General features: G+C 59.9%; 12 protein-coding genes. 8 read left to right on the top strand and 4 right to left on the bottom strand.

Going from position 1 to position 12,333, the window contains the following annotated elements:
- Window positions 1-55 precede the first annotated feature (55 nt).
- Window positions 56-595 (top strand): type II toxin-antitoxin system CcdA family antitoxin, encoded by a 540-nt coding sequence (locus tag ASG35_RS32140; RefSeq protein WP_235527573.1) that lies wholly within the window; start codon window positions 56-58, stop codon window positions 593-595.
- Entirely contained in the window at window positions 595-915 is a 321-nt protein-coding gene (locus tag ASG35_RS16880) for a CcdB family protein (protein WP_056359640.1), read from the top strand. Before ASG35_RS32140 ends, ASG35_RS16880 begins: the two co-directional genes overlap by 1 nt.
- A 46-nt stretch (window positions 916-961) precedes the next feature.
- Here the strand turns inward: ASG35_RS16880 and ASG35_RS16875 are convergent, their stop codons facing one another.
- On the bottom strand, window positions 962-2,113 hold the full coding sequence (locus ASG35_RS16875) for a peptidyl-alpha-hydroxyglycine alpha-amidating lyase family protein (protein ID WP_056359637.1): 1,152 nt from the start codon (window positions 2,111-2,113) through the stop codon (window positions 962-964).
- Window positions 2,114-2,268: 155 nt separating this feature from the next.
- Between ASG35_RS16875 and ASG35_RS16870 the strand changes: the two genes are divergently transcribed.
- The 3 genes from ASG35_RS16870 (at window position 2,269) to ASG35_RS16860 (ending at window position 7,884) form a co-directional block, all read left to right on the top strand.
- Entirely contained in the window at window positions 2,269-4,650 is a 2,382-nt protein-coding gene (locus ASG35_RS16870; protein ID WP_056360823.1) for a penicillin-binding protein 1A, read from the top strand.
- 73 nt (window positions 4,651-4,723) lie between these two features.
- Window positions 4,724-5,626, top strand: coding sequence for a ketopantoate reductase family protein (locus tag ASG35_RS16865; protein WP_056359634.1), 903 nt, complete (start codon window positions 4,724-4,726; stop codon window positions 5,624-5,626).
- Window positions 5,627-5,808: 182 nt separating this feature from the next.
- On the top strand, window positions 5,809-7,884 hold the full coding sequence (locus tag ASG35_RS16860) for a putative bifunctional diguanylate cyclase/phosphodiesterase (protein WP_056359630.1): 2,076 nt from the start codon (window positions 5,809-5,811) through the stop codon (window positions 7,882-7,884).
- 17 nt (window positions 7,885-7,901) lie between these two features.
- Here the strand turns inward: ASG35_RS16860 and ASG35_RS16855 are convergent, their stop codons facing one another.
- The gene (locus ASG35_RS16855; protein WP_056360820.1) at window positions 7,902-9,059 is read right to left on the bottom strand and encodes a porin; all 1,158 of its coding nucleotides are present in this window, start codon (window positions 9,057-9,059) and stop codon (window positions 7,902-7,904) included.
- A 211-nt stretch (window positions 9,060-9,270) separates the two neighbouring features.
- Here ASG35_RS16855 and ASG35_RS16850 point away from each other — a divergent pair, with 211 nt between their 5' ends.
- From ASG35_RS16850 to ASG35_RS16845, 3 genes are all read left to right on the top strand, one after another.
- Complete coding sequence (locus tag ASG35_RS16850) at window positions 9,271-10,074, top strand: exodeoxyribonuclease III (RefSeq protein ID WP_056359626.1); 804 nt, start codon at window positions 9,271-9,273, stop codon at window positions 10,072-10,074.
- 311 nt (window positions 10,075-10,385) lie between these two features.
- Window positions 10,386-10,634: a hypothetical protein gene (locus tag ASG35_RS31415; RefSeq protein ID WP_156393206.1), complete on the top strand. Its 249-nt coding sequence runs from the start codon at window positions 10,386-10,388 to the stop codon at window positions 10,632-10,634.
- A gap of 86 nt (window positions 10,635-10,720) precedes the next feature.
- On the top strand, window positions 10,721-11,455 hold the full coding sequence (locus tag ASG35_RS16845) for a Crp/Fnr family transcriptional regulator (protein WP_056359623.1): 735 nt from the start codon (window positions 10,721-10,723) through the stop codon (window positions 11,453-11,455).
- Between the two features lie 24 nt (window positions 11,456-11,479).
- Here the strand turns inward: ASG35_RS16845 and ASG35_RS16840 are convergent, their stop codons facing one another.
- Complete coding sequence (locus ASG35_RS16840; protein ID WP_056360816.1) at window positions 11,480-11,890, bottom strand: cupin domain-containing protein; 411 nt, start codon at window positions 11,888-11,890, stop codon at window positions 11,480-11,482.
- Between the two features lie 14 nt (window positions 11,891-11,904).
- A complete protein-coding gene (locus ASG35_RS16835) occupies window positions 11,905-12,216 on the bottom strand; it encodes a hypothetical protein (RefSeq protein WP_056359622.1) in 312 nt (103 codons plus the stop codon).
- Window positions 12,217-12,333 lie beyond the last annotated feature (117 nt).

Genomic DNA, 12,333 nt, shown 5'->3' with positions numbered 1-12,333 from the left:
ATCACCCGATGCGTTGCTTACGTAATCAATACGATACGCATTACGAAGTAATTACTTGGAGCATGCGAAAGGCCGTCGGCATGGCTATCCGCATTTCCAGATCGTATCAATCGATGACCCGAATCTGGTTACCGGAACATTGCGTTTTGTTACCAAGAGGGAGTGGAGGGGCGTTGGTATGTGCGAGGTAATCACGTTTTGGCCGATGCAAACCGTGGTGCAAATTAATGCCCTGGATCACGTCACCTGGCAGGTTCTTGCATTGCCATACCGTTTTGCGCACGAGTCATGCAATCCGCACGAGCAACATATGTGGACTATAATGCACATACTTTCCAACATAGAGATGCACATGGGCAAAGCACTGGAAGTTCGGCCGCGCAAATCAACGAATGTCACGTTGCCACCCGAAATCCTGGATCGAGCCAAGGAGCTCGGGATAAACCTTTCGCGCGCCAGCGAGCGCGGAGTGCGTGAAGAAATTCAGGAGACGGAAGCTCGCCGCTGGGCAAACGAGAATGCCGATCTAGTCGCTGCGTACACTGCAATGGTTGACCGCGACGGGCTTCCGCTTGCGAAGCACAGAACGTTCTGATGGCACGCTTCGACTTGCATGACAATCCCGACGATGCAACCCGCCGTCTCGCGCCGTACCTGCTCGACGTGCAAAGCACACACGTCGGAATCTTGCCTACACGTATCGTGATTCCGCTTCGACCCACTTCGCATCTCGGGTTTTCCGGCAGGCCTTCTGATTTGCTGCCTGTCTTCGAGATCAGCGGTGAGAGCTATTTCCTCGACACACCTGCAATGAGTGCCGTTCCGTTAAGCGCACTCGGCAGGCGGATTGATTCTCTTTCGGATCAGCGCGAACCCATCTTGTCCGCGCTCGACCGGATCTTCGGCGCCTACTGATCAGATCAAGCGGGCTAACGCCGTGACCTGATCACAACTCAGCCGCTCAAGCATGCAAAACCAGTTTCTGCACGCGCCAGTTAAGCAGCTCGGCCACAAAAAGCGTGTTCTCCGACGGGCACGCCATCTGGTGAATCCATCCAAACTGCTTGAGCTGTTTGCCCGATTCGCCGAGCACACCTAGCAACTTTCCATCGAGCGTCATCTTGTAGATGCGGCCCGGGAACGCGTCCGCGCTATATAAAACCTGATTCGGTCCCGGCGATATACAGATCGCCCACGGCGACCCCGGCGCAAACGTTCCCGCGGCAATGGCCGCTTCATCCGGCGCATAGCCAATCGCCGCGCGAGCGCCGGGCGGCACGGGAACATCGATGGTGAATTGCCGCTGGAAATTGCCTTCGCCATCGAAAACCTGAATCCGGCGATTGCTCCGGTCTGCCACGTACACGTGGCCTTCGGCATCGAGCGCAATGCTGTGCGGCGTGTGGAACTGGCCCGGGCCCGTGCCGCGTTCACCCCACGACTTCAACCAGTTGCCGTCGCGATCCACCTTCGCCACGCGAGAGTTGATGTAGCCATCGCTGATATAGGTGTTGCCGGCGTCGTCCCAGGCGACATCGGTGACCTGGCGGAAGCGGCCCGGCTCCGACGGCAACGGCGGATTCGGATGCTTGAGCGGCCCGGTCTCTTCATCGGCGGCTTCCTGCTTGCGCCCGAACACCATCGCAACACGGCCATCCGGCGTGAACTTGATGACCATGTCCGAGCCTTTGTCGGTGACCCAGATGTTGTCTTGCCGGTCGACCTTCACGCTATGGGCGAACGACCACGCGTAAAGGTTATGGCCGATCTCGCGGATGAACTTTCCGTTCGGCGCGAATTCGAGCAGTTGCGCGGCCGCTGCGGCGTAAGCGGGTCCGGTCGTATTGCCGCGCGACAGCACGAAGATGTGGCCGTGCGAATTCAGCGCGACGCCGGAACACTCGCCGAAATAAACATCGCGCGGAAGATGCACAGGGTTTGGAATGGAATCGAAAGCAATGCTCGGGACCGTCTGATCCTGCGCGTGAGCCGAAAGCGGCATGAGCGCCAGCGCCGCGGCGGCGCCTCCCGCCAGCCTGATGAAACCTCGTCGATCAAGACCGCGTTGTTCGATTGCGCAGCATGGGCAGGACATCGAGTGATATTGGCTCATTGCGTTTGTCTCCATTTTTGAACGCAGGCCTATGCTAATCCGATTACCGCACGCGTGGCTCAGGCGGCAAGGCGTCGGCAGTTTGATAGCATTCAGCCTTCGTCAGCAGTTGGTAAGCCAGTGTGAAGCGTTCAGACCTCTCTGTGGTTCGACATATCGGTGCAAGGCTGGGCATCTGGATCAAGCCGCACGCCGAAGTTTTCATCGCGCGATTACGGCATCCCACTCGCCGCGGCGTGATCCGCACGATCGTAGCCATTCCCGCGCTCGTGCTTCTTTACGTGCTGTTGCTGATTCCCTTCACGCCGGGCATTGGCGATCTTCGTAAGGCCAAGATCGAGCAACCCGCGCAAATCTATTCCGCCGATGGCAAGCTTCTCGCCGAGTTCCGCCCGACCAATCGCGAATGGGTGCATCTCGCGAACATCTCGCCGAATGTGATCGACGCGCTTATCGCGACCGAAGATCACCGCTTTTATTCGCATCACGGCCTCGACTGGCGTCGCACGGGCGCGGCCGCGCTGCATACTTTTTCGGGCGGCCGTCAGGGCGGCTCGACGATCACGCAGCAACTCGCGCGCAATCTTTATCCCGATGAAATCGGCCGCTCGCAGACGCTCACGCGCAAGCTCAAGGAAGCGATCACGGCGTTCAAGATCGAAGCGCTCTACACCAAGAGCGAGATCCTCGAAACGTATCTGAATACGGTGCCGTTTCTGTACAACGCGTACGGCATAGAGATGGCGGCGCGTACTTACTTCGATAAATCCGCGGACCAGCTCGATGTACTCGAAAGCGCCACGCTGATTGGCATGCTCAAGGGCAATAGCTACTACAACCCGGTGATCAACCCGGAGCGCGCGATAGAGCGCCGCAATACGGTGCTCGCGCAGATGGTCAGGTTCGGGCATCTCAAGCCAGCGACTTATGAAACGCTCCGGCGCCGGCCGTTGCGTATCGACTTCGAGCGTCAGGTCGAAGCGCCCGGGCGCGCGCCGCATTTCGCGCAGCAGTTGCGCAAGTGGCTGATCGACTGGGCGGATAGCAACGACTACAACATTTACTCCGATGGACTGGTCGTGCGCACGACAATCGATTCACGCCTGCAAGCCATGGCAACGCAAGCGGTCATCTGGCAAGGCAATCAGCTTCAGCCGATCGCCAACGCCGCGTGGGGCGCGCGCAGCGGCTGCAATGGCGGGAATGCGGACGTGGTTCGCGCGTTCGTGCGCGAGACGCCGCAATATCGCGCGGCGAAAGATGCAGGACAAAACGATGCCGACGTCATCAAGCATCTCTACGCCGACCGCACTTTCATGCAGGCGTTGTGCGATAACAAAACGCGCGTGCAGGCGGCGTTCCTTGCCATCGATCCGCGCAATGGACAGGTCAAGGCGTGGGTCGGGAGCCGCGATTTCAGCACCGATCCGTTCGATCACGTCCAGCAGGCGCGCCGCCAGCCGGGTTCCACGTTCAAGCCCTTCGTGTACGGCGCGGCCTTCGCGCAAGGCTCGAAACCGGACGATACCCTCGTGGATCAAACCGTCGAGATTCCGCTTGCCGGTGGCGAGATCTGGCGTCCGGACGACGACGTTCCGCCCAGCAACCGGCCGATGACCTTGCGCGACGGTCTCGCGTATTCACGCAACCGCATCACCGCGCAACTCGTCGAGAACGTGGGGCCGAACAAGGTCGCACGGCTCGCGCGAGCGATGGGCGTGCGCGACAGCCCGCTCGACGCCGTGCCATCGCTTGCGCTCGGCACGAGTCCGGTGACGCTCAAGGAAATGGTCTCGTCCTACGGCACGATTGCCAATGGCGGAGCCCGCATCGAGCCGGCGCTGGTCACGCGTATTGAAGACCGGAAGGGCGAAGTGCTCGCGCAATTCGCACCGACTAAACCCGAGCAAGTGCTGTCGCCGGCAGCGGATCACGCGTTGCTCGATGTGATGCGTGATGTCGTGAACCGCGGCACGGGCACGGCCATCCGGAACAGGTTCGGGATTCGTGCGGACGTTGCGGGCAAGACCGGCACGACGCAGGACAACGCCGACGGCTGGTTCATCCTGATGCACCCGCAACTCGTGGCGGGCGCGTGGGTCGGTTTCAACGACAGCCGCGTGACGCTTCGCAGCGACTACTGGGGGCAGGGCGCGCATAGTGCGTTGCCTATCGTCGGCGACTTTTTCCAGCGCTCTCTGAAATTGCGGATGATCGATCCGCGCGAGCGTTTTGTGATGGAACCGCAAACCAGCTTCTTCGAGTCGATACGCAACCGCTTGCGCGACTGGTATCAACGCGTGTTTGCTTCGTCAAAGCCCACGCACGAAGCCGCGCCCAAAGCCGCGCCGGTGAAACGCAATCCGCCGCATCGGACAGCCCCGTCGCCAGTCGTGACTGCCGCGCCCACACCTCAGCAACCGCCGATCTTGCAGCCGCCCTCCGAGCCCGGCGATGTCCGCGACGAAGGCTACGCCGCGCCGCTTTCGCAACTTGCGCCGACCATCGATCCGGCGAGCGCATCGGCGTCGCCTTAGCAATTCGGGTTGTATCGCGATAGTGCAACTATGGGAAAATCGCTGATCAACTTCGACCAGGCGGCTTACGACAATGAAAGCAGCAGTGATGGGTGCAGGCGCAGTCGGCTGTTATTACGGTGGCATGCTGGCGCGCGCGGGACATGAAGTGACGCTGATCGGCCGTCCGAATCACGTCGATGCAATCGAGCGCGACGGCCTGCGCATGCAGACCCTCACGTTCGACGAACACGTTCGCGTGGCCGCAAGCACACAGCCGGGCGCGGTCGAAGGCGCATCGCTCGTGCTGTTCTGCGTGAAATCCACCGATACCGAAAGCGCCGCCGCCGAACTGAAACTGCATCTCGCGGCAGACGCGCTGGTGCTGGTCCTGCAAAATGGCGTCGATAACGCCGACCGCGTGCGCAAGGTCGTATCGCAGGAAGTGGCTGCGGCCGTGGTCTACGTGGCGGCCGGCATGGAAGGCCCTGGCCACGTGCGGCATCACGGGCGCGGTGACCTGGTGATCGAACCATCGAGTCAAAGCGAAGCGGTCGCCCGCGTGCTGATCGACTCGCAAATCCCCACCGAAATATCTTTCAATGTGCGTGGCGCGCTCTGGGCCAAACTGATCCTGAACTGCGCATACAACGCGCTTTCGGCGATCACGCAACTGCCGTATGGACGCCTCGCGGAGAGCGCGAACGTAGAGGCGTGCATGCACGACATCGTCGGCGAATGCCTGGCGGTCGCGAAGGCGGAAAACATCGAGATTCCCGGCGATGTGGACGCGTCCGTGCGCATGATCGCGGAAAAGATGCCGACGCAATATTCATCGACAGCGCAGGACGTGGCGCGTTCGAAGCCAACCGAGATCGATCATTTGAACGGGTTGATCGTGCGTCTGGGGGAGAAGCACGGGATTGCAACGCCCGCTAACCGCGTGCTGCATGCGTTGGTGAAAGCCATCGAGATGAAGTACGCCAGCGCTGTGTAAGCCACGCAATGCACTGGAAGCGCGGGTACGCGTGACTGAACGCCATGGACAGAAGCTGGAAAATAACAAATATGCGGCGGCGGATGTAAATCGCCATAAAGTCCGCGCTTCTAAAGACGTTAAAACGAACGCGCACCTGACTTTTCGTGTCGGGTTTCGTATATCGTCGATCGGAGCATTTCATGTTAGTGGGAAGTTTCGACAGCCTGCTGGTGCTGTTTTCTTTTCTGGTCGCCGTTCTGGCGTCGTACACGGCGCTCGACCTGGTTGGCCGGATCACGAGCGCCCAGCGTGTCGCTGCCCGCTGGTGGTTATGCGGCGGCGCGCTCGCGATGGGCCTCGGCGTCTGGTCGATGCACTTCGTCGGCATGCTCGCATTTCATCTGCCGATCAAGCTCGGCTTCGACTTCGGGCTGACAGTGCTGTCGCTGCTGATTGCGATTGCGTCGTCCCTGCTCGCGCTCTGGATCGCCAGCCGCGAGAATCTCCCGGCGCGGCACCTCGTCCTGGGCGCGCTCCTGCTCGGCTGCGGCATTGCCGCGATGCATTACACCGGCATGGCCGCGCTGCAAATGCAGCCGGGCATTGCCTATATATGGGCGTTGGTCGTGGCATCCATTGCTATCGCCGTCTTGGCTGCGGGCGCGGCGCTCTGGATCGCGTTCCGTCTGCGCGCCTACAGCTCGCACGTGCGCAGTTACCGGGTAGGCGCCGCGCTCGTGATGGGACTCGCCGTCATTTCGATGCACTACACCGGCATGGCCGCGGCACGCTTTCCGCTTGGCTCGATCTGCGGCGCCGCGAACAGCGGATTGCACAACGACACGCTCGCGCTGCCGATCATCGTGGTGACCATTGCTGTGCTGGCGGTCGTGCTGATCACGTCCGTGCTCGACTCAAGACTGGAAATGCAGACCGCGGCGCTTTCGGCGTCGCTGGAAGAAGCGAATGAAGAGCTTTCCTATCTCGTCCTGCACGACAACCTGACCAAGCTGCCGAACCGTGTCCTGCTGGAAGAGCGCCTGAAACTGGCGATCGATTCCGCCGGTCCTGCTGAGCAATGCTTCGCGGTGATGTTCCTCGACCTCGATGGATTCAAAAGCGTGAACGACACGTTCGGCCACGCCATCGGCGACCAGTTGCTCGTGCAGACGGCCGATCGCATTCGCGCCAACGTCCGCTTGCAGGACACCTGTGCGCGCGTGGGCGGCGACGAATTCGTGCTGATCGCCAACGTGCGCGAACCCGCCGATGCATCGATCATCGCCGACAAACTGGTTGCGGCCATCGACGATCCGTTCAGTGTTTCGGGACACGACTTGCGGGTTTCGGTGAGCATCGGCATTGCGCTGTTTCCGGCCGATGGCGCGGACGTCGAAGCGTTGCTCAAGAACGCGGACGTTGCGATGTATCACGCGAAATCCATCGGCCGAAACCAGGCGTGTTTCTTCGATGGCAAAATGAACACGCATACCGAAGATCATCTGGCGCTTTTGCAGGACCTGCGGCTGGCGCGCAAACGCCGGCAATTCGTGCTGCATTACCAGCCGAAATTCGTCGCGCCGAGCGGACCGATCACGGGTGTGGAAGCGTTGCTGCGCTGGAATCATCCAACACGCGGCCTGATCTCGCCCGACAAGTTCATCCCGATCGCCGAGCGAACCGGCCTGATCGTACAGATAGGGGAATGGGTTATCGACGAAGCGTGCCGGCAGATTTCGCAATGGCGGCGCAGCGGGCGTCCCGCGCTCACGGTGGCCGTGAATATCTCGGCGCTGCAGTTCAGCAACACGCGGCTCGTGCCGGCCGTAAAAAATGCGCTGGAGCGATACCAGCTTGCAGGCGAGGCGCTGACGCTCGAAATCACCGAATCGACGGCCATGCGCGATGTGGATGCCAGCCTCGAAATTCTCGAACGCCTGCGAGCGCTCGGCGTTCGCATTTCCATCGATGATTTCGGAACCGGCTATTCGAGTCTGCTGTATCTGAAGCGTCTGCCGGCGAGCGAGCTGAAGATCGATCGCGGGTTCGTGAGCGAACTTGTCGCCGATGGCGAAGATGCGGCAATCGTCGCGGCGATCATCGCGCTCGGGCAGACGCTGAACCTGAAGATCGTGGCGGAAGGCGTTGAAACCGGCGCGCAGCAGGATCTGCTGACGCGCCTCGGGTGCGATTCGCTGCAAGGATTCTTGCTCGGACGCCCGATGCCCGCGCTCGAATTCGAAGGCCTCGGGCGCGTGCTGCCTCAGAGCGTGTGAGCTCAGAACATAGGGCGTCAGAACGTATGGCGCAGACCCACGGTGACGGCGACTTGCGTATTCGTCGATGAAGGCGAAAGCGTGTTGATCATTGCGTGCGAAAGCACCGAGTCCGGCGGCGCGCCGTGGACGTTCTGATACACCCCTTCAAGATAGAAGTCCGTGCGTTTGCTGAGCGCGTAATCCGATTGCAGCATGGCCGTGTTCCATCCCGGCGCCGCGCCGTTGTAGGCGCCATGCGTATATGTATAAGCGCCCGACACGCTCAGCGCCGGCGTCAGCGCGTATTTCGCGTTCACCTCGTAGTTGTCGAGCCTGAGCGATCCGGCGAGCGTTCCGGCCGAGGCATCGTCGGCGCCCAGATAAGTGCCCGTGCCGAACGAGAATACGCCTGACGTGTTGTCCATCTGAGTGTGGCTCCATACCAGTCCCACCGTTGCCGGTCCGAACGTGTAATTGCCGCCGAGCGACCAGATGCGCTGTCTTTGCGCGATGAAGTTCGCACTGGCGTCGCCCGAGGTGATCGCGCCGCTGCCATTGCCCGCGTTGTTCAACTGCAGATAACCGGCGGCGAGATTGACAGGGCCCTCTGCATACGAGACGCCGAATCCGTACGAGCGGTTATCGCCGAAATTCGTCTTGTTGCTGAAGGAATACATGGTTTCGACCGTGACGCCATGGAACGTCGGGCTCGTGTATTTCACCGTATTGTTGATCACGACGGAGTTTGCGGCGAGGTTGTCGTTTTCGAACGGATGCGCGGCCATGCTGCCGCCCCATGTGTTGAATTCAGCCGTCAGCGGTCCAACGAGATCGTTCATCACGTCGAACTGGCGACCCAGCGTGACCGTGCCGTAAGGGTCGCTTTGCAAACCGACCCAGGCCTGGGAGCCGAAGCCATCGCCGGAAAAAGCCTGGGCGCCGTTATTCAGCAGAAAGCCTTGTTCCAGCTTGAAAACCGCGTGCAGGCCGCCGCCGAGATCCTCCGAACCCTTCAAGCCGAACACGGTGTTCTGCGTCGAACTGCTGACCTCCTGCCAGTTGCTATGTCCCTGCTGGTTGTTCGTATAGACCAGTCCCGTATCGATAAGACCGTAGAGCGTGACGCTGCTTTGCGCATGCGCCGAGACAGCGAAGGCGCCGGAGATCGCGGCTGCAAGAAGGGTTTTATTCATCCTCGTAAGCTCCATGAATGGCGATGATCGAGATGAGTCGAAAGCTTTTTCGTATTGGCGGCGGAAGGCTTGCGGAAACACGCCGGTCATATTGCGTCGAAAAAAAAGACCGTGCAGTGACGGGTCTCAAGATCTGGAGGACGCCGGCCGGAGGCCTGAAGATTGCGTAGGATCGTGCAATTACAGTTATTCGATACCGGGAGACGCCAGCGTGAAGATCGCAACCTTCAACATCAACGGCATCAAGTCGCGGTTGCCCGCCTTGCTCGAATGGCTGGAACGCGAGGCGCCGGATGTCGCCTGCCTGCAGGAACTCAAGGCGCAGGACGCGGCGTTTCCCATCGATGAAATTCGTGCCGCAGGATATGGCGCGATCTGGCACGGGCAACAATCGTGGAACGGCGTGGCGATCCTCGCGAAAGGCGCCGATCCGCTCGAAAGCCGCCGCGGCCTGCCGGGCGGCAAGGACGACACGCATAGCCGCTATATAGAAGCAGCGGTCGACGGCATGCTGATCGGCTGTCTTTATCTGCCCAACGGCAATCCGCAGCCGGGACCGAAGTTCGAATACAAGCTCGCGTGGTTCGAGCGGCTGATCGAATACGCGGCGACGCTGTTTGCAAGTGGCCATCCGGTGGTGCTGGCCGGCGACTTCAATGTCATTCCCACCGATGAAGACATCTACAACACGCGATCGTGGAAGAAGGACGCCTTGCTGCAGCCCGAAAGCCGCGAATGCTACGCGCGCCTGCTCGAACAAGGCTGGACGGACGCACTGCGCTCGACCCATCCGGATGAGCGCATCTATACGTTCTGGGATTACTTCCGCGAACACTGGAAAACGAACTCGGGGCTGCGCATCGACCACTTGCTGCTGAGTGCGGATCTCGCGCCGAAACTCCGTGCCGCCGGCGTGGACCGCTGGGTGCGCGACCAGCCGCATGCAAGCGATCACGCGCCGGTCTGGATCGAACTCGGCCCCAAGCGGCGTAGCAGGGCGGCGAAGAAGAATTAAGAACAACCGGGCCGCGGCAGGCGTCGCGACAATAACGTAACGTTTTTCGATCACCGTGCGGCGGACCGTTGGCTGACTGCACGAGCGCCGCCTGCCTGGGTTCCAGCGCTGTTGCCGTGTGCTGGCGGCCTCGCGTCGAACGGATACGCACGCCTGGCTTTGGTCACGGTGTATTGATGAAACAGATTTGCATCAATTTCGGCAAGGCCCTTTCTACGCCTTGTCCATCAACGTTCTGCGTCATCACGATGTCGGTTTCAACACCCTCCCGATCCGTCGAATGACCACTGGTCAAGCATTTGGCAGACAAAATGTTCATCGGAATTAATCCGACAGATCAACGCGCCAATGTTCCCGTTCGTTCAGAACTGAAACATAAATGCTTACGCTTCCAATGTGCGCTACTGCCTATCGCGATCAAGCCCATGCTGGCATTGGATTTGACCGCTCCTGGCATGGTCCTCGCTAAGTATGTGGTGCAGCGCTCATTAATGTCGAAACAAAAAGAAACAGTCGACATGGCGAGTCTGCTTCGGGGCTGGCCAGGATTCATGTTTTAGATCGATGCCGACAGATGCATCACGAAACGCGAAACCGGCCAGAACAAAAAACGGCGCACCGCGCGAAAATACAAGAGAAGAACATCATGCTGACCCTTCAGTCCGACCTGCACGGCAATCATCTGTTGGGCGCGCTGCCCGCGCATGAATGGCAAGCGCTTACGCCGCATCTGGAGCTGGTTCAGCTTCGTACGGAACAGTTGCTCTGTGATTCGGGGCAACGTATTCAGCACGTGTATTTTCCGACGACAGCCATCATCTCCCTCCTTCACACAATGGAAGACGGCGGCTCGGTGGAAATCGCGGCCATCGGACGCGAAGGCATGACGGGCGTTCCTGTGCTGACCGGCGGCGACACGATGCCAACCCGCGTTCAAGTCCAATGTCCGGGTTTCGCATATCGCATGAGCGCTTCGGCTTTGCGCGAACAGTTTGGCCGTTCCGATTTCCTGCGCCGCCTGATGCTGCTGTACATGCAGGCGCTCCTCACGCAAGTCGCGCAGACCGCGGCGTGCAACCGTCATCATTCGCTTTCGAAGCAGTTGTGCCGCTGGTTGCTGATCGAGATCGACCGCACGCCGACGGACAAGCTGCAAGTCACGCAGCAGATGATCGCCGACATGCTGGGCGTGCGCCGCGAAGGCGTGACGGAAGCGGCAGGAAAGCTGCACGATGAAGGCCTGATCCATCACAGCCGTGGTTGCATCAAGGTGCTTGATCGTGCCGGGCTCGAAGCGCGCGCGTGCGAATGTTATGGCATCGTCAAGCGCGAGTTCGACCGGATGTTGCCGCGCATTCGCCAGACCGAGGAAGTCAGCTAAAGCGACCAAGCGTGCGTCGTAATCTCAACGATGCACGGCATCGAGTTCAGGCAACAGCATCACGCTTTCCTGATCGTTGGGATCCGTGCGCGCGATCACCGTGATACACGGCTCGGTATCGCTCGGGTTGTAGGGCACATGCGGGACGTTCGCCGGGATATAGAAAAATTCACCCGCGCTGACTGTCTCGTGATGCTCCAGGTTTTCTCCGTACCACACGCCGGACTGGCCGCTAATCACATAAATTGCTGTCTCGTGCGCCTCGTGTTTATGTGCACGCGCGCGAAGCTTTGGCGGCAGCGTCGCAAGCTGCATGTGCAGATGTTTCGACCCGACGGTTTGCGCCGATATTCCCTCGGCATAAAGCAGATTCTGTTTGCCGGCGCGAGCCGAACTCGGCCGTACTTTGCGGCAGGACGGATTATTGGTAGCCATCTTCTTATCTCCGTTCATCGGCATTCTGACAAGTCGGGCTGACTCGTCAGGTGCAGGATCGACAACGACACGCGGCTGTGCGTGAGAATGAATACACGAATGTCGTAGGGAATGCTGCGCAAAAGCTGCATGGGGCCGCACACCAAAAACACTGCGGTCATTTCGCATCGCGTGGACAATTGCACGAGCGGAAGAGTCGCGAGGAGCAGAAGCATCGCGAGATCGAGCGAAAGCAAGCTGACGTTGCTGCTTTGCTTGCGAAGCTGCTGCGCATGTTTCGAGAAAAAACGCAGTGAGTCTTGCGTGAATACCAGATGTGGCGGCATGTTCGGTTTCCGTTGATCAATTGACCCGTAGCGCTGGGTCTCGTACAAGCAAACACCGGACGTGCCTTTTCTATTCCAATTAAATCGCGGAATGGCGGCCGCTTAATGGTCGTATGA

The organism is Burkholderia sp. Leaf177 (assembly GCF_001424345.1).
GTDB lineage: Bacteria > Pseudomonadota > Gammaproteobacteria > Burkholderiales > Burkholderiaceae > Caballeronia.
Note: the sequence above shows the minus strand (reverse complement) of the source record. Positions and strands in the feature narration are given on the sequence as shown.

What these genes read in the sequence shown, in the direction of transcription:
- ASG35_RS16880 (WP_056359640.1), top strand. Translation starts at nt 595, where the DNA reads ATGGCACGCTTCGACTTGCATGACAATCCCGACGATGCAACCCGCCGT.
- ASG35_RS16855 (WP_056360820.1), bottom strand. Translation starts at nt 9,059, where the DNA reads ATGAATAAAACCCTTCTTGCAGCCGCGATCTCCGGCGCCTTCGCTGTC.
- ASG35_RS16840 (WP_056360816.1), bottom strand. Translation starts at nt 11,890, where the DNA reads ATGGCTACCAATAATCCGTCCTGCCGCAAAGTACGGCCGAGTTCGGCT.
- ASG35_RS16835 (WP_056359622.1), bottom strand. Translation starts at nt 12,216, where the DNA reads ATGCCGCCACATCTGGTATTCACGCAAGACTCACTGCGTTTTTTCTCG.
- ASG35_RS16865 (WP_056359634.1), top strand. Translation starts at nt 4,724, where the DNA reads ATGAAAGCAGCAGTGATGGGTGCAGGCGCAGTCGGCTGTTATTACGGT.
- ASG35_RS16860 (WP_056359630.1), top strand. Translation starts at nt 5,809, where the DNA reads ATGTTAGTGGGAAGTTTCGACAGCCTGCTGGTGCTGTTTTCTTTTCTG.
- ASG35_RS16845 (WP_056359623.1), top strand. Translation starts at nt 10,721, where the DNA reads ATGCTGACCCTTCAGTCCGACCTGCACGGCAATCATCTGTTGGGCGCG.
- ASG35_RS31415 (WP_156393206.1), top strand. Translation starts at nt 10,386, where the DNA reads ATGTTCATCGGAATTAATCCGACAGATCAACGCGCCAATGTTCCCGTT.
- ASG35_RS16875 (WP_056359637.1), bottom strand. Translation starts at nt 2,113, where the DNA reads ATGAGCCAATATCACTCGATGTCCTGCCCATGCTGCGCAATCGAACAA.